Source organism: Pseudomonas sp. P4_D7 (genome assembly GCF_056401755.1).
Window position 1 is genome coordinate 140519 of sequence record NZ_JBFUIR010000016.1, and the last position, 18188, is coordinate 158706.

An 18188-nucleotide genomic window follows, 5' to 3' on the forward strand; every position below is an offset into this window, starting at 1 on the left:
TTGAACTTTTGTTTTGCCCTGCCCTGAGTAGGCTGATCACTCCTCAACAATCAAGGATGATTGGCCATGTCTCTCTCTCCCCTGCCTGCGGAAAACGCGGACAAAGGACGGCACTACGAATTCATCAAGTCCGCCGTCAACGACAACTTCAAAAGCGCCACCGTCACCCGGAGCCTCGCCTTGGCAGTTTCGCCACTGAAGAACGAAGCCTGGTACACCAAAGCACCTTCCGCGTATCTGAACAAACTCGCTGCGGCCAACCTCAAGGCCTGGGGATCGCAGAACCAGGTTGATCATCTCTTGGCGAAAATCGATCTCCATGCCTTCGCCGAGCCGCTGCTCAAGGCAAAAATCAAGGAGCGGCACGGCATCGAGCCGGACGTCAAAAGCACCTTTCTGCGCCTGTACCTGCCCAAGGACAAACCGTGGTACGCCATCGACCTTTCCGCAGGCGTCGTGACCCGCACCGTCTCGCTGCTGGATGCCGCCCTGCACAATTTCGCCAGCAGTGAAACGGTCGACCATGGCTCGGACTACATCAGCGAGCCCGATGAGCGCGGTCTGTTCGATGTCGTACCGATCAAAAGCGCCATGCCCATCAGCCAGTTTCAGGCGCTGTGCCGCGATCTGGATATCGGCGCGCGGTATAAAAAACACCTGGAAAGTTACCTGCTGCCCGGCGAACCGCTGGCCGAGAGCGTGCTGCAGTACAAGGTCAACCAGAGTCAGAAGGACGCCCTCGCCGTCGCCGCACATTTGGCCCTGATCAAGGACGATATCCAGTACGACGCCTACAAAATGCTCTTGAGCCTGACCGAGGAAAAACCGCAACTGCTGCTCAATGGCCGCGCGATGCAGTGCGCTGACCTGTCACTGCTAGGCACCCGGCTGACCGGGATTCTGCTACTGACGCACACGGCATCGGACAGCCGCGGCGTTCGACGCCTGATCGTCTACATTCCCCACGACCCGGATCACCCGGTCAAGGAGTACAACTCTCTGAAAGCCTTCCGGGAGGAGTTGGTGCGCCAGCTTCGTGAAGACCGATTCAGCGAGTGGACCGAACAGACCTACCGTCAGTTCTTCAGCCAGTTTGTCGACCATCAGCAGCGCGGGCATTTCTTTGCCGAGCTTGAGCAACGCCTGTTCATTGTCAGGTATCACCCGCGTCAGGATCCCACCGATCAGCAACCACCGTGGCGCAAGGACCCGCTGGACAATCCCAACCTGCAGTTCGGTCGGGTGAAATTGCAGGGCGATTACTGGCGCCACGCCTATCAGCAAAAGCTCAACAAGATCCTCAACGACGCCCGGGAGATCGCCGTCTCCACCGCCGACACCGACAGCAAGGCGCGCTGGGCGTGGTGGGACAACTTCAAGAAAATCCTTTCGGACATTTTCAACGTGGCGCTGTTGATCGCCACACCATTCGTGCCGGGGCTGGGCGAATTGATGATGGCCTACACGGCCTACCAGCTGACCAGCGATGTGATCGAAGGCATCGTTGATCTGGCCGAAGGGCTTTGGCAGGACGCTGCCGGGCATGTCATCAGTGTGGTCACCGACATCATTCAGTTGGCCGCCTTCGCCGCCGGCGCGCAGATCGGCAAAACCTTTCGCGTCAAACTGTCGTCGCTGGTAGACGGCATGAAACCGGTCAGGCTGCCCAATGGCAAAAACAGCTTATGGCACCCGGACCTGAGTCCCTACGAGCGCAATGAACTGATGCTCTCGCCCGGCGCCAAACCCGATCGCCATGGCCTGCATCAGTACCGCAACGAACACGTCCTGCCGCTGGAAGGCAAGCTGTATGTCGTCGAAAAGGCCACGACTGATGCGACGTCCAACACCCACCGTATCAAGCACCCGAGCCGCGCCAACGCCTACCGGCCGAAAATCGAACACAACGGCCACGGCGCCTGGGTGCATGAAGCGGAGACCCCGCACAACTGGCCGAATGACGCGCTGATGCGACGACTTGGCCACAGCGTCGAACGCTTTTCGCCCGCGGAACTTGAGCAGATCCGCATCGGCAGCGGCACCGATCACGACGCCCTGCGTCAGATGCATATCGACAACAGCCCGCCTCCGCCGCTGTTGGCCGACACAGTCAAGCGCTTCAGCGCCTACGACGATGTACTCACGGCGACTGCCGACATCCGCGCAGGCCGCCCTATCGATCCACAGGCCGTCTGGCTGGAACCGGTGTTGACCGGTTTGCCGGGCTGGCCTTACAGCAAAGCGCTGGAGGTGTTTGCCGATGCCAGCCTGAGTGGTTACTCGCGCAAGTACGGCAATCCGCAGGCTGCGCCGGCGGAGACGTTGCGCATCAGCCAGGCCGATCTCAATACTGGCCGGCTGGCGGAGCGGGTGGTGGACTTTCTCGGTGGCGAAGATCTGAATAATCTGACCGGTCACGCCGCCGCCCGCGACGAACGTATCGCCCGCTTGCGCAATCGGCTCGCGGACGCGGTGGACGAGCGTCGCAGCGCCGTCGCGCATCATATTTACCTGGCCGGTGAACGCTCCGCAAACGCCGACATCCGCGTGGTCAAACAGACCTTTCCAAAACTTCCGGTCGTGCTGGCGGAGGAAGTCGTGGCCCAGGCCAGCCGGGCCGAATTGCAAAGAGTCGCGGACGAACAACGCCTGCCTCTGCGCCTCAAAAACCAGGCCCGGGAACTGGATTTCGAAGCCAGCGCCGCCCGCGCCTACGACGGCTTTTTTCACGATGACCTGATCACCGTCGACACCGAACGACTGGCCCTCAACACTCTGAAATTCAACACTGACAGCTTCAGCAACCTGCTCATCGAAGTCCGCGACGGCACTTGGGATGGGCCTTTGCGCTGCAGTGCCGGAGCGCCGGATGCGACCAGCGTCCGACGCCTGATCCGCGATGAACAGGGGCGCTATGCCGTGCTCGACGGCAACAACCGCGAGCTGCATGAGGCCGACGACTTCTATACATCGCTTCTGCGCGCGGTGCCCGAACAGACCCAATCGGTCCTGGGCCATCGACGCGGCCAGAGTCATGCACTGAAACGCTGGATCATGGAAAAAGCCGCGCCGGCGGCCGAGCGCCGGACCGTGCTGGCCGAACCGCCCATTCGCCCGGTGGCAAGCATTGAAACTGCCACCCTGGTGCGCGGCTGGCCACGGCTTTTCCGTCGATCGACACCGGAGGAAAGAGTCAGCGACCTGTACCCCAAAATGAGTGCAAGGGAAGTAACCGCGTTCATCGAGGCATTGGCACGCAAGGGCGACCCCGTCGACGCCATCGTGCGCCTTGAAAACGATCGTAAGGAATTGCACGAAGAACTGGCGAGTTGGGGTAACAGGTATCGCGAATCGGACCCCGAATCAGAATACATGCCCTTGTCATCGGACTACTTGCACGAAGGCGGTCAATTTATTGCAACACGGCTGATTGATTGCTTTGATCGCCAAAGCGAGTTTTCAGGTGAGCGCAGCGTGCATCCTGCGCAAGGCTATACGCTGGACTTGTCTTCCGAGTTTCTGGGTCACGACCTCGAGCGCTGGTGGAATGACCTGCGCAGCCGTCCGAAAATGAAGAAATACTTTGATCGCATCACCGCGTTGAAACTTGACCGGGCGCGCCTTTCCCCGGAGCCCAGCGCTCTGCTGAGTAACTTCCCTGACCTTCGCCAATTGAGCGCCCGCCAGTGCGGGCTGAAAAAAATGCCCTCCATCCTCGGGTTGATGCGCCAACTCAGAGATCTGGATCTGGCCGATAACGCCATTACACTGACCGGCGAATCCAGCCAGGACCTGGCCAGGCTGGATCAACTGCGAACGCTGGACCTGAACGGCAATCCCCTGCTTCAGCCACCGGATGTCGGGCAAATGGATCACTTGACTGAACTGCGCCTGGCCAAAACGAAAATCCAGACCTGGCCGAAAGGTTTGTTTCACGTCAAGGGTGTCGAAAAACAGCGACCACAAAGTTTCTTTCTGGATCTGCGCGAGGCGCCAATCGACACCTTGCCCAAGGTCACTTCCGGATCCGTTCAGGCCAAAATCCTGAGCCGAGCGCGCTTCGATCTGGAACGTTTGTCCATGGAAGATCGCATACGCTATGGCAAGTACCGAGAGTCCGTAGGCCTCTCTTTCGTGCAGGATTCCTTTCCGGCCGCCGAAAACGAGTTGAGCTATTGGCGATTGTTCCCGAAGGATTCCATTGACTTCAGTCCGTCGGGATCACTCAGCAAATATCGTGAGGATTCCTGGCATGACCTGATGGCCGAACCCTATTCGGACGGTTTTTTCAGTGTGATCCGCAAGCAGCGAGAGAGTGCCGAATACAGAACGGATCACGGTCGCAGACGCTTGACCCAAAGGGTCTGGGACATGGTCGATGCGGCCGCACTGGATGCCCGGTTGCGAGAAAAACTGTTCAAGCAGATTGTGTCACCGCAAGATTGCGGGGATCTCGGCGCCCAGTTGTTCAACTCATTGGGAATGAAAGTGCTGGTATCGAAGGCCTATGCCGGGTCGACCTCAGCCAGCGAACTGGACACCAGGCTGGTCCGTTTGGCACAAAGCGCAGCCCGGCTGGACCGGGTTGCCGATGAAGCCGGGGTCGAGTACAAAAATCAGAAGCAACAAAAGCGTATGGACCCCGGTAACCCCGAGCCGGACGAAGTGGAAATCCATCTGGCTTTCGAGATAGGCCTGGCTGAGAAACTGGGGCTGCCCTGGCAGTCCGAAAGCATGCTGTACCCCCGTGTCTCCGGAGTCTCTGCGGAAAACATCGAGACCGCCTACAAGTTAATCATCAAAGACGAACAGGGTGACGGACTGGTCAACGGGATGATCAACCTCACCTCCGAAAACTTCTGGGAGGAATATTTATACCGTACCCACCCGCAAGAGTACGAAGCCAATGACCGTTTGTTCGACGATAAATCAGCGCAGCTCGAAGACCTGCGCAGCGCGCAGGCGGAGTATGCCAGCTCCGTCCCTCAGACACCCCTGAATGAGCTGATACGAAAAATGGAAAGGCTCGTCGATCTGTTGGGTGCTTCCCAGGCAGAAGTGTTCAGCGGCGACGCCATGAGCGAGCAGTTTTACAAATCCTTGATCGAAAAAATCGCTTATGAGCGCAAAGCGCTTTCCAGAAAACTGACCCGTGAAGCCATGGCCAGGGCCGGTCTCTGACTACGACGATTTACAACCCGGCCAGCCCCGACAAAGACTGGCCGCACTGCCCGGCGACTTGACCGCTTACAAATGCCGGGGGCATACCGATATTGCTCGAGCAGTACCGGGCTTGCGTGCTCTGGGTCAGGCCAAACCGCGCTCATTCTGCACCCGGCGCCCTGGCGGTGAACATCAGCACCACCGTGCCTTGGTAATCCCCGGAGAGATACCCCCCTTCCGGCTCGATCGGATCGATCTTCAACGCCACGCGTTTGCTCCTGGCGGCTTCTTCCTCGGACAGCACCTGGCGCGGAGTGGCGTGCGAACTCAGCTCGACATCATTGAAAGAGACCCGCAGATCGATCACTCCGCCGGGGCGGCCATTATCCAGATAGGGGTCAAAGACCAAACGCGCTTCGATCGCGCTGCTGTCATGGTGCACATCGAAATTGCGCATCAGCCCGCTGAGGGTCGAGCGCTGATAGTCCCACTCAAGCCGCTGTGGCCGGTGAATCCAGTCCGGTTCTGCCGGAATGATGTAGAACGGGCGGCTGGGAATGGTCAGGGACACTTCGAAAGTGTGCTCTTCGCGCGCGGCCCACGCCCCGGCGCCGGTCAGCGCAGTGGCGACCACCAGCGCGGCGGCGGTGCATTGCTTGATCATGTTGGTTACCCGATGGGTCAATGGAAAACGAACCTAGCGACTGGCGGTCTTCATGCTTTTTTTCTCGCTGCCTTCGATCAGGAAGAAGCGGTATTCGCGGCCCTTTTCCTTGTCGAAGGCAAAGGTCTTGCCCGCCAGCACGTGGTGTTTGGTGGTCGCGCCGCAGTCACTTTCCTTGCTCAGTGAACAGCTCTTGAACTCATCGACAATCAGCACGGTGTTGCCATCGTTGCGCAGTTCATAGCGTTTTTCGGTGTCATTGATGACGGTGGCAAAACGCGCGTCCTTCGGCCGCACAAAGAAGATCGTGCCGAACCCGGTCATTACGTTGACCCCGGCTGAAAGCGAGTTTTTGTAGTCTTCGCGCTCCTCGCTGCTGACCACGAATTCGTCTTCCTTTTCCGGTACCACCGGGACGAAGCGCACGCGGAAATAGCGCTCGCGATCGCGCTCGCCCATGTACAGCAAACGCGTACCCTGCATGCCCTGCGCCGGGACGATCAGCCGCGCCGGACTGGCCATCACGCCATTGCGTGAAGCGCCGTCGGCCGCGTTTTGCACGGGCACTTCCTGCGGCACACCATCGGCGCCGTAGATGATCTCCAGCACATTGACTTTGACGAAAGCCGTCGCATCGCCGCTGTTGAATACGCGTTTCAGGTAAGTACTTTTATCAGCGTCGAGATAGTCGTAGACGGTGCCGACGTTGATTTGCGGGCCGGCCTGCGCCGTCAGGCAACACACGCTGAGCACGCCCAGCAGAAAACCACGTTTCATCGCGTTCAACTCCATGAAAATCGAAAAGGGCCGGACTGGAGCGCTCACGCATCCGAGTCCCAGATAATGGTGATGTTGCCGCGCAGCCGGTCGTTCTTGCCGGGGCGCAGGAGGAATTCGATCGCAAACGGGTCCAGCTCGAAATGCAGCGTGCCGCCCTTGCGCTCTACGTACATGTTTGGCTGGAACGGCCCCATCCAACTGTTGAAATGCAGTGGAATTTTGCTGACGGGGCCACCGCCGGGGCCGTCGATTCCCGCAGGCAAGGACATCGAGACCTTGACCTGAACGGAATCGCCCGAAGGGCTGCCGAGGTTGCAGTACGCCGCGCCCTGGGAACTGCATAGCATCATCACCTTGAAGCGCGAAGATGCCGAGATGAAGAACGGTTGGTCGCGGAAGATCCGCGACGGCTTGCGCCCGCTGTCGATCCACGGCGCCCATCCGCCTTCGGGTTCCAGCGACACTTTGTTGCCACCCGGCGGGAGATCGACTTTTAGGGTGTGCTGAACGTCCAGTACGAAGTCGAGGGTCAGGTTGGAGTCATCAGGTTGAAAACTCTGGCCCATATCGAAATCGCCGCCATTGCCCAGGCGGTAGCTCAGTGACCCGGTGTAAAGGCCCGATGACATGCCCAACGGATTTGGCGTGCGCAGTTCATAGGCGAAGTCGAGGGTATCGAAGTACATGGACGGAATGGTCGCCAGGGTCTTTTTGACGCAGAAGTCTTCGACGGGGGTTTTCCAGAAAAACCGGTAGTCGGTCGGGGAGTAAGCGCCGACGCCGCTGTACAGGCACGGCGGGGACGCATACACCCAACTGCTGCCTTCCCAGAGCCGTTGATGGCCGTCCAATGGATCGCTCACTCCGACCAGTTCGTGGGCCGGCTGGCTCAGGACGTATTTGGAACCGACGCCCGTAATACGCACTTCCACGGTTTCCGTTTCCATCGTATCGGTATTGGTTACTGTCAATCGGCGCCAATTGGCGGGCACCTTTATGCCGACGCCCCAATTGGGCGGAAGGGTCAGGGTGGAGTTGAACCGGACCGGCGTCTGAATGCTGAACATCGAGTTTTCCGCGCATTGATCCGGGTAAGTGGCGCAGTAACCGCTGTTGGGGGTTTTGTTGACGAATACGTTCTTGCCCGGCTGCGAAGAGTCGGGCTGAAACAACGCGCGGATCTCGTGGCTGGCCGCCTGCGCCGAGGACACACCCAGCGCCAATGCCAGCGCACAACCACCTGTCATCATTTTCATAAGATCAACCTGCCTTCTGTTCGGTGGAGGTGGCGTCAGCGAGGGTGTCCGGCGTGCAGCGCAGATCGCCGATCATCAGCACATTGTTTTCGCTGCGATGGTCGGACTCGTTGAGGCGGAACTGGCAGAGCAACTGGTTGCCCTGACGCACTTCCAGGGTCGGTGAGCCGGCGTTCATTTCCATCGAGAAGAACCCGTCGACTTCGCTCACCCCACGGCTGGCGTGGTTGATCACGTGGTGGCCCTTGAGCGGCCGCCCCTGGCCATCCACCAGTCGGCCGAGCACGGTCATGGTTTTCATCACGCGGACCTTGCGGTACTCCACGCCACCCTTGTTCAGGTGATAGCGGGTGCGCGGCGGTTCGATGGATGCGGCCGGTACGTGGTTGCCCTCGAAGTCGAAACTCACCGAGCTGTTCTGGTACGCGGTGATCGGGATGAAATTGCGCCCCGGCTTCAAGGCCGCACCGCCACCGCTGAAATCGTCGGCCCGCAGGACGATGTCCTCGATGTCCGACTCGACATCGACAATCAGCCCGGCGCCACGCACTTCGGTCTGACTGGTCATGAGCATCTGCTGCGCACCGACCACCAGCGTGCTGTCGAGGTTGAGGCCGCCGGTGAAATTGCCGTTGTAGGAGGAGCGCTGAATAAAGCCGTCACCATTGACCGCGTCGGTGCGGAAGTTGGCCAGGCTGGCGACGCCCACCCCGTAGGTGTCGGTGAGTGCCGTGACCGACACGTTCTGCAAGACGTGATCCCGGAAATCCTTGCGCCAGCCGAGCGAGGCGTTGTTGTCACGCGCACCGTCACGGGCCGTGCGTGAGCCAATACTGCCGCTGATCTGCTGACCGGGGGCGCCGAGCGCCATGTTGATGCTCAGGTCGACCCCGCGATTGCGCGCATCGCCGCTGCTGAAACTGCCCGGCCGATCAAAAATCGACAGGCGCCAACTGGCATCGCTGCCCAGCACCATCGTGCGCTGGGTCCAGCCCAGATCGACGCCCATGCCTTCGACATTGCCCTCGCTGTGCGAGACCCGCGCGTTGACCGAACTCTTGCTGCTGAGGCGATGGTTGAGCGCCAGCGAGGAATTGCTGGTCTGGCCGATGAACACATTGCGCGGGCGCACCCGGGTGCCGTCCGGCAACGTGTCGTAGGTATTGGTGGTGTCGAGCCAACTGCGGTTATGGCTGACGACAAGACTGCCGGCGCCATAGTTGTAGAGGCTTTGCAGATCGAGACCGGTGCCGTAATCCTCGGTCTTGTAAACGTTGGCGTAGAGGCTGATGTGATTGGCCAGGGTCCAGTCGATGGACGTGCCGTATTGCAGCTTTTCGCGAATCTGCCGCGCCGACAGCCCGAGGATGACGCGCGGATGCAACAGGTAATTCAGCGAGGCACCTGCGGTCGGGCTGCCGCTGGCCTGGGTGTCCCAGTTGCTCAGCAGTTTCTGTTCTTCGCCGGCAAAGACGTTATAGCGCCAGCGCTCGTCGAGGTTGCGCCAGTTATTGGGCTTGTACACCAGCTCCTGAGTAGTGGAGGTGATCTGGCCGTCTTCGATCAGCCGGACTTCCACCTCATAAATACCACCGGGCAGCGGCCGGGTGTCGAGGGTCTGCAAACCGGCCGGCACCGATTGGGTATTGATCAGCAGGCCATCGCGCCAGATCTCCACCGAACCCTGGCGGTTGGCGGTGACATAGATCGGATAAACGCTGGGCATCGGGCTGTTGATGGCCAGGCTGTCGGAGCTGCCGTACATCACGCCGACGGCGGTGTCGGGACTGTTGCCGAACGTACGCGGCTGGCGTGTCAGCCCTTCGGAATTGGGGGTGAAATAGCCCAGGCGGAAAAAACTGCCTTGCAGTTCGCGCTGGGTGTGCAACTCATGAACGGAGTGATAAAGCTTGTCGTCCGGACCGCCGAGACGGGCCACTTGCAGGTTCAGCGTCTGACTCCAGCTGCCCAGACTTGAGCTGGCTTCGAGGCCGAAACGCCCGCCGAGATCCTGATCCTGGCCGCCATTGAGGTTGAGCTGGTTACGCACCATCAAGCCATGACTGCCACCATCAGGCTGTTCGTAGTAACGCTTGGCCTCAACGTCGCGTTCGGCATTTTCAGTGAGAATCGAGACCAGCGAGTTTTCCAGGTTGTAATGCACCGCCAGAAACTGGTCCGGGCAGGAACCGCTGCACGCCCCCAAGGGCACGCCGGGTTTCAGATAGCTCGCCCATTTTTCCCGCTCGGCGGGGCCAAAACGATTTTCGCTGGTGTCAGTGAATTCGAGCAGGGTGAGGCGATCGTCGCGGGACAACACCACCATGGCCTCACCCAGTGGTTGCTGATCGACTTCGACCCGTACCGCCAGCGGCACATCAAAGAAATGCTCCTCGAAATCCGCCGGCAAACCCTTGGCCTGCGCCAGCAGACTGCGGGGTGTGGTGCCGGTGGAGTTGGAAGCCACAGCTGCGCTGGCACAAAACAACAGCGCAAGCGCAGCCGCGATGGGTGTCATCGGGAACATGAACGCGTACTCGGATAACAAACAATGGAAGTCCGTCGAGGCAAACAAATCGTCAGCCCCGACGGTCAAGCGACAACATCGAAGTTGGGCTTAGTGCCTGATCGATCGATCAAGTGACTGCTGTTATGGCGTCACGGCGTCGAAGATCATCGCCACGGCCCCGGTGTAGTCACCTGGCTGGAAGTTGCTGCCCACCGCGCTAATTTTCAGCGGTGCACGGTAGTTGTCGTTGGACTCGGCGTCATCCACGACCATTTGCGGAGTCAGGGTCAGTTCCTTGTTATTGAACAGCACGCGCAGTTCGATAGAAGTACTGCCCGAGACCAGTTTTGGCAGGCTCTCGAGGCTGGCGTGTACCGAGCCGTTATTGTTGCGCACATCGAAGAAACCATCGACGTCACGCATCTTGCCGGTGGTTGGCTGATAGCTCATGTCCTGGTCCTTGTTGACCAGATCCGGATCGGTCGGCACCACATAGAAACCGTTGGTCGGCACATGCGCGACAAGGCTGATCGAGTGCGACGCTTCACCAGCGGCGAATGCGCCAGTGGAACCCAGTGCCAGAAGAGCCAGTGGAGCGGCGATTGCGAGTTTCTTGAACATCGTTATGTACCTGTTTTCTTGATAGGGGGATAAACATTAAAAGTTCAGGTAAATCATTGCCCGAGTTGAGCCAGATCAACTTGAACGTTCAACGCCTAGGCATCATCGACTGTTGCCTCTGGAAAGTAAGCAAGCAACTTCCGATAACCTCGTAGTTAAACAACCCCATGACCCGCCAGAAAAAAGAACAAAATAACGATATTCGAAACTGTAACTGTAAGTTATCCCCTACAGACAGTTTAAATTAAAAAACCATACAGCAACTTCGCCCCGACAGTACGGCAACTCAGGGTTATTTAGAACATATACTCTACATCAAATAGAGTGATGACTTTAACTTTCAAGTTATCGCTGACTTACACCCCCCTGAAAAATCATCGCTTGCATTGGCGGGTGGGCTGCCGCTCGTCAGCCGAGGTCGCGACGCGGGGAAAAACGTCTTGCGCAGACCTTAAGATATATCTTAAGTTGTATCTAAACACGACGAGAGAAGACCGAAATGAGAGACCATCATTCCCCCCACCGCGAACACGGCGACGGCCGTGACGGCTTCGAGAAGCGCCCCGGGCGTGAGCGCGGCGGCCGTGGCCCACGGGTATTCGCCCCCGGTGACCTGAAATTGCTGCTGCTGGCGCTGGTGGCCGAACAGCCGTGCCACGGCTACGACCTGATCCGCCAGATCGAAGGCATGTTCGACGGCGCGTACAGCCCCAGCCCCGGGGTGATCTACCCGACCCTGACCTTTCTCGAAGAGAGCGAACTGATCACTGGCGACGCCGAGGGCGGTAAAAAACGCTACAGCGTCACCGAGGCCGGACGTTTATCACTCAGTGAGCAAGCGGTCGCGCTGGACGGCGTGCGCATGCGCATCGACGTCAGCAAACGCTCGTTGCGCGGCCATGATCGGCCGCCGGAAATCCACGAAGCCGTGCACAACCTGCGCCATGCCCTGCAAATGCACCACGGCCGCTGGAGCGCCGCAGAAATCCTGCGCGTGCGTGACCTGCTTAACGACACCGCCAAAGCCATCGTCGACGGCCCTGCCGTTCAACCTGCCCCGGAGAAAGCCGAATGACTGCAGTCGATACCCAAACCATTCACCGTGTGATGCACGAAATCAAACGCCGCAAGCTGGAAGTCCTGCGCGTGGTCGACCTGACCCCGCGCATGCGCCGCATTACCCTCGGCGGGCCGGAGCTGGCCGGGTTTATCAGCCTGGGCACTGACGATCACGTCAAACTGTTGTTCCCGCAGAACGCCGAACAAGCCGCCGCGCTGGAGACCATGGTGCTCGGCGCCGGCAAGGACGATGGACCAAAACCGGAAATGCGTGATTACACGCCGCGTCGCTACGACCTCGATGCGCTGGAACTGGACATCGATTTTGTCCTGCACGGTGACGGCCCTGCGTCGACCTGGGCTGAGCAAGCCAAGCCAGGACAATTCCTGCACATCGGCGGCCCGCGCGGCTCGATGATCGTCCCGGATATTTTCGACAGCTACTTGTTGATCGGCGACGAAACCGCCCTGCCCGCCATCGCCCGCCGCCTCGAAGGCCTGGCGGCCAATCGCAAGGCCTTGGTGGTGATCGAAGTGGAAAACGGCGCCGAACAGCAAGTGCTCGAAAGCGCGGCGCAAGTCAATGTGATCTGGGTGTTGCGCGAGGGTAGCAAGGACAACCTGCTGGCGACGGTGAAGCAACTGCAGGTGCCTAAAGGCAATCTGTATGCGTGGGTGGCGACCGAAACGAAAGTCTCGCGACAGATTCGCCGGGTGCTGATCGATGAGCATGGGCTGGATGAACAACTCATCAAAGCCGTCGGCTACTGGCGCGCTGAAGGATCGGAAGAAGAGTGATATCCCTTGTAGGAGTGAGCCTGCTCGCGATAGCGGAGCCTCCAGCGGTCGAGGCCAATGACCAGCAAACCAATCCCCACAAACCCCAGCAATATCCCCCCCGCATTGAGCAGCACCTGTGGATAACCCAACACCGCCACATCAATGAACGGATACGCATACGCGCCGAGCAGATGCCCGCGCAGCAAGGCGTAGATGAAATACACCAGCGGATAGATCAGCCACACCGGCAGATGCCCCAACCGCAGCGTACCTTTCGGTACGCAGAGCCACCAATAGCCAAGAAACAGCAGCGGCATCACGTCGTGCAGCAACTCGTCAGCAATAAATTGCCAGCCTTCCGGGTGCCACAAATGCCGCAGCAAAAGGCTATAGGCAAGGCCGACCACAGCAATACTCACGGCAATGCCACTGCTGACCCACGGCTGCAAAAACCAGCGGCGCGCGGCGGATTCGCGAGCGGTCACGGCACAGGTCAGCACCGTCGCCACCAGCGTGTTGGTCAGAATCGTGAAGTAGCTGAAAAAGCTCACCAGCCCGCCCAACAGGCTGGCGCCGACGCTTAAACGTGCGAAGAAAATCAGATAAAGCTGAATGCCCAACCCCGCCCAGCCCAATATGGCTGCGCAGGTGATCAGGCGGCGGCGCCAACAACCGGCATGCATTTCAGAGCGGTCGCTTGGTGCGCATCAATTTCACGTACAGACGCTCGACCTTCTCGCGCGCCCATGGCGTTTTACGCAGGAACGTCAGGCTCGACTTGATGCTCGGATCACTCTTGAAGCAGCGAATATCGATGCGCTCGGCCAATCCCGACCATTCGTAATGGCTCACCAGTGCATTGAGGATCTGTTCAAGGGTGACGCCGTGCAGCGGATCGGGAGTTTGTTCGTTCATGCCAGGCCTATGGGCGAAGTGAAAATGCGGAAGCCGCGCACCTTAGCCGAGGGGCTGACCGGGTGGAAGGCCTGACTTCAAATGTAGGCCAACCCGGAAAGATCGCAGGCCACGATCCGGCCGACAATGCGCCCGTTTGCCGCACTGTTACCGAATCCGAAACGCTGCATGTTCACAAAAGGCCTTTGTCTTTTTGTAACAGATCTTTATCCTGCCGCCCTTCCGCTGAATCGCTTCACTGCCTGCGACATATTGAAGCGCTCGAATTGCACCCCGAAAACACCAAAAAAAGACTGAGCCATGCCCGATTTTTCCTTCTCCCGAGACAGCGCTATCTCAACCCTGCGCACCCTTGGCGGCTTTACCGCCCTCGGCCTCGCCACTTGCGTTCAAGCGGCGCCCGCGTTCGACAGTGAATCACCGTACATGCTCGGTGACTGGAACGGCACGCGCACCGAACTCTCGGAAAAAGGCTACGACTTCAAGCTCGACTACACCGGCGAAATGGGCAGCAACCTGCACGGCGGCTACGACCACGACCGCACTGCACGCTATAGCGATCAGTTCGGCCTGGGCACGCACCTGGATTTGCAAAAGATCCTCGGCTGGGACGACGCCGAGTTTCAACTGACCATCACCAAGCGCAGCGGCAACAACATCAGCAACGACCGCATCAACGATCCGCGCGTTGGCGGCTTCACCTCGGCCCAGGAAGTCTGGGGCCGTGGCCAGACCACACGCCTGACGCAGATGTGGTATCAGCAGAAATTCTTCGATCAGAAACTCGACATCAAGGTCGGTCGCTTCGGTGAAGGCGAAGACTTCAACAGCTTCCCGTGCGACTTCCAGAACCTGGCGTTCTGCGGCTCGCAGGTCGGCAACTGGGTCGGCGGCATCTGGTACAACTGGCCGGTCAGCCAGTGGGCGCTGCGCGTCAAATATCACCTCACCCCGGAACTGTACGCACAGGTCGGCGCTTACGAGCAGAACCCGTCGAACCTTGATCGCGGCAACGGTTTCAAACTCAGCGGCAGCGGCACCCAGGGCGCGATCCTGCCGATCGAACTGGTGTGGACGCCGAAACTCAACGGCCTGCCGGGTGAATACCGTGCCGGTTACTACTACAGCAACGCCAACGCCAGCGACGTCTATAAAGACAGCCACGGCCAACCGGCGGCCCTGAGCGGTGAAGCCTATCGCAGCGCGTCGAGCAAACACGGCGTGTGGCTGGGTATTCAGCAGCAAATCACCAGCGTGGCCAGCGATAACGCGCGCGGCTTGAGCGTGTTCGCCAATGGCACCATGCACGACAAGAAAACCAACGCGATCGACAACTACGTGCAGGCCGGCATCACCTACAAAGGCCCGTTCGATGCGCGCGCCAAGGATGACATCGGTTTCGCCCTCGCCCGCGTGCACGTCAACCCGGCCTTCCGCAAAAACGCCGAAGCCAGCAACCGCGCCAACGCCGTGTACGACTACGACGATCCGTCCTTCCTGCCGCCGCAAGACACCGAATACAGCGCCGAGCTGTATTACGGCGTGCACGTGACCAACTGGCTGACCGTACGCCCGAACCTGCAATACATCCGCCACCCCGGTGGCGTGAACAACGTCGACGACGCCTTGATCGGCGGGATCAAGATCCAGTCCTCGTTCTAAAGATTTACGTAAATCCATTGTAGGAGTGAGCCTGCTCGCGATAGCGGTGTTTCAGGCGACATCTCCAGTGACTGAAACACCGCCATCGCGAGCAGGCTCACTCCTACAAAAAAGAAATTCGTTAGCTAGACAAGTTTTTATCTGAACCATGCCTGTGCCAAATCGTCATCTAAAGTGACTACAGCGCGGGACTACATAAACGTCACGGAGAATCACACTATGAGCACCGTAAGTGCTTCGAGTCGGGGCCGTCTGCTACCGAGCCTGCTCGGCATTCTGCTTCTACTGATGGGCCTGGCCATGTTGGCCGGTGGGGTCAAGCTGAGCATGCTCGGCGGCTCGCTGTACTACCTGCTGGCCGGTATCGGTATCGCGCTGTCCGGCATTCTGATGTTGATGCGCCGTCGCGCGGCGCTGGGCCTGTACGCCATCGTCTTGTTTGCCAGCACCGTTTGGGCGCTGTGGGAAGTCGGTCTGGACTGGTGGCAACTGGTGCCACGTCTGGCGCTGTGGTTTGTCCTCGGTTTCGTCATGCTGCTGCCGTGGTTCCGTCGTCCGCTGCTGCTTAACGGCCCGGCGCCAATGGGCACTGGCGGTCTGACCGTTGCTGTGGTGCTGGCCGGCGTTACCGCTCTGGCCAGCCTGTTCACCCACCCGGGCGAAACCTTCGGCGAACTGGGCCGCGACACCGCGGACACCACCAGCACCGCGCCAGCCATGCCCGATGGCGACTGGCAGGCCTACGGCCGCACCGAATTCGGTGACCGCTACTCGCCGCTGAAGCAGATCACCCCGGCCAACGTCGGCAAACTGCAAGAAGCCTGGCGCATCCAGACCGGCGACTTGCCGACCGCTGATGACCCGGTCGAGCTGACCAACGAAAACACTCCGCTGAAAGCCAACGGCATGATCTATGCGTGCACCGCGCACAGCAAAGTGTTGGCCCTGGACCCGGACACCGGCAAAGAACTGTGGCGCTTCGACCCACAGATCAAGAGCCCGGTCGGCTTCAAAGGCTTTGCCCACATGACCTGCCGTGGCGTGTCGTACTACGACGAAGCTGCTTACGCCAAGTCTGAAAACGCTGCCTCGGCGGTAATTTCCGAAGCTGGCAAAGCCGTTGCGCAGGCTTGCCCGCGTCGTCTGTACCTGCCCACCGCTGATGCCCGCCTGATCGCCCTGAACGCCGACACCGGCAAGATCTGCGAAGGCTTCGGCAACAAAGGCGTGGTTGACCTGACCCAAGGCATCGGCCCGTTCACCGCTGGTGGCTACTACTCCACCTCGCCAGCGGCGATTACCCGTGATCTGGTGATCATGGGCGGTCACGTGACCGACAACGAATCGACCAACGAGCCATCGGGCGTGATCCGCGCTTTCGACGTGCGCGACGGTCACCTCGTATGGAACTGGGACAGCGACAAGCCTGACGCCACCGAGCCTTTGGCACCGGGCGAAACCTACAGCCGCAACTCGGCGAACATGTGGTCGCTGGCCAGTGTCGACGAAAAACTCGGCATGGTTTACCTGCCACTGGGTAACCAGACCCCAGACCAGTGGGGCGCTGATCGCACCCCGGGCGCCGAGAAATTCAGCGCCGGCATCGTGGCTCTGGACCTGGCCACCGGTAAAGTGCGCTGGAACTACCAGTTCACCCACCACGACCTGTGGGACATGGACGTTGGCAGCCAGCCAACCCTGCTCGACATGAAAACCGCCGACGGCGTGAAACCGGCGCTGATCGCTCCGACCAAACAGGGCAGCCTGTACGTCCTCGACCGTCGTGACGGCACGCCGATCATTCCGATCAAGGAAATCCCGGTCCCGCAAGGCGCCGTCAAAGGCGACCACACCGCACCGACCCAGGCCCGTTCGGACCTCAACCTGCTGGCCCCGGAACTCACCGAAAAAGCCATGTGGGGCGCGAGCCCGTTCGACCAGATGCTGTGCCGCATCCAGTTCAAGGAACTGCGTTATGAAGGCCAGTACACCCCGCCGTCGGAACAGGGCAGCCTGATCTACCCGGGTAACGTCGGTGTGTTCAACTGGGGCGGTGTTTCGGTCGACCCGGTTCGCCAGATGCTGTTCACCAGCCCGAACTACATGGCCTTCGTTTCGAAAATGGTGCCACGCGAGCAAGTCGCCGCCGGCAGCAAACGCGAAAGCGAAACCGCTGGTGTGCAGCCAAACACCGGCGCGCCATACGCGGTGATCATGCACCCGTTCATGTCGCCATTCGGCGTACCGTGCCAGGCCCCGGCCTGGGGCTACGTTGCCGGTATCGACCTGACCACCAGCAAAGTCGTGTGGAAACGTAAAAACGGCACCAGCCGCGACAGCTCGCCCATCCCGATCGGCTTCACTTTGGGCGTGCCTAGCATGGGCGGCTCGATGGTCACGGCTGGCGGCGTCGGCTTCCTCAGCGGCACCCTCGACCAGTACCTGCGCGCGTACGACGTGAACAGCGGTAAAGAGCTGTGGAAATCGCGTCTGCCGGCGGGTGGTCAAGCGACCCCGATGACTTACACCGGCAAGGACGGCAAGCAATACGTGCTGCTGGTTGTCGGCGGTCACGGCTCGCTGGGCACCAAGATGGGCGATTACATCATTGCCTACAAACTGCCGGAATAAGCTTTAACGGCGGTAAATGAAAGGCGATGCCCCGCAAGGGACATCGCCTTTTTTTGTGCACACCCATTTTGAATCCACCGGAGAACCCTGTGGGAGCGAGCCTGCTCGCGAAGGCGTCAGCACATTCAACATCTACGGTGCCTGACAC

12 protein-coding genes are annotated in these 18188 nt (G+C 59.7%); 5 read left to right on the forward strand and 7 right to left on the reverse strand.

The window, feature by feature from the left end; translation table 11 throughout:
• The first annotated feature begins 66 nt into the window (after nt 1-66).
• Entirely contained in the window at nt 67-5181 is a 5115-nt protein-coding gene (locus tag AC1DVF_RS13160; RefSeq protein WP_477782557.1) for a dermonecrotic toxin domain-containing protein, read from the forward strand.
• A gap of 142 nt (nt 5182-5323) precedes the next feature.
• Here AC1DVF_RS13160 and AC1DVF_RS13165 read toward each other — a convergent pair whose 3' ends face one another.
• The 5 genes from AC1DVF_RS13165 to AC1DVF_RS13185 form a co-directional block, all read right to left on the reverse strand.
• Nucleotides 5324-5827, reverse strand: a complete 504-nt coding sequence (locus AC1DVF_RS13165) for a CS1 type fimbrial major subunit (RefSeq protein WP_186622944.1) — start codon at nt 5825-5827, stop codon at nt 5324-5326.
• A gap of 33 nt (nt 5828-5860) precedes the next feature.
• Nucleotides 5861-6604: a pilus assembly protein gene (locus tag AC1DVF_RS13170; protein ID WP_093430612.1), complete on the reverse strand. Its 744-nt coding sequence runs from the start codon at nt 6602-6604 to the stop codon at nt 5861-5863.
• A gap of 44 nt (nt 6605-6648) precedes the next feature.
• Nucleotides 6649-7863 carry a hypothetical protein gene (locus AC1DVF_RS13175; RefSeq protein ID WP_186622946.1) on the reverse strand — a complete coding sequence of 405 codons (1215 nt, stop codon included), beginning with the start codon at nt 7861-7863 and terminating at the stop codon, nt 6649-6651.
• Nucleotides 7864-7867: 4 nt separating this feature from the next.
• Nucleotides 7868-10390, reverse strand: coding sequence for a CS1-pili formation C-terminal domain-containing protein (locus AC1DVF_RS13180; RefSeq protein ID WP_477782558.1), 2523 nt, complete (start codon nt 10388-10390; stop codon nt 7868-7870).
• Nucleotides 10391-10513: 123 nt separating this feature from the next.
• Entirely contained in the window at nt 10514-10993 is a 480-nt protein-coding gene (locus AC1DVF_RS13185) for a CS1 type fimbrial major subunit (protein ID WP_477782559.1), read from the reverse strand.
• A 499-nt stretch (nt 10994-11492) separates the two neighbouring features.
• Here AC1DVF_RS13185 and AC1DVF_RS13190 point away from each other — a divergent pair, with 499 nt between their 5' ends.
• Complete coding sequence (locus AC1DVF_RS13190) at nt 11493-12068, forward strand: PadR family transcriptional regulator (RefSeq protein ID WP_093430616.1); 576 nt, start codon at nt 11493-11495, stop codon at nt 12066-12068.
• On the forward strand, nt 12065-12850 hold the full coding sequence (locus tag AC1DVF_RS13195) for a siderophore-interacting protein (protein WP_093430617.1): 786 nt from the start codon (nt 12065-12067) through the stop codon (nt 12848-12850). The genes AC1DVF_RS13190 and AC1DVF_RS13195 overlap by 4 nt, the downstream gene beginning before the upstream one ends.
• On the opposite strand, the gene AC1DVF_RS13200 is transcribed toward AC1DVF_RS13195, so the two are convergent.
• Both AC1DVF_RS13200 and AC1DVF_RS13205 read right to left on the reverse strand, forming a co-directional pair.
• Complete coding sequence (locus AC1DVF_RS13200; protein ID WP_477782560.1) at nt 12817-13515, reverse strand: Pr6Pr family membrane protein; 699 nt, start codon at nt 13513-13515, stop codon at nt 12817-12819. The genes AC1DVF_RS13195 and AC1DVF_RS13200 overlap by 34 nt on opposite strands.
• A 1-nt stretch (nt 13516) precedes the next feature.
• Nucleotides 13517-13747 carry a VF530 family protein gene (locus AC1DVF_RS13205; RefSeq protein WP_007916799.1) on the reverse strand — a complete coding sequence of 77 codons (231 nt, stop codon included), beginning with the start codon at nt 13745-13747 and terminating at the stop codon, nt 13517-13519.
• Nucleotides 13748-14047: 300 nt separating this feature from the next.
• Here AC1DVF_RS13205 and AC1DVF_RS13210 point away from each other — a divergent pair, with 300 nt between their 5' ends.
• The gene (locus AC1DVF_RS13210; RefSeq protein ID WP_477782561.1) at nt 14048-15409 is read left to right on the forward strand and encodes a carbohydrate porin; all 1362 of its coding nucleotides are present in this window, start codon (nt 14048-14050) and stop codon (nt 15407-15409) included.
• Nucleotides 15410-15628: 219 nt separating this feature from the next.
• Nucleotides 15629-18040: a glucose/quinate/shikimate family membrane-bound PQQ-dependent dehydrogenase gene (locus AC1DVF_RS13215; protein WP_477782562.1), complete on the forward strand. Its 2412-nt coding sequence runs from the start codon at nt 15629-15631 to the stop codon at nt 18038-18040.
• Nucleotides 18041-18188: the final 148 nt, after the last annotated feature.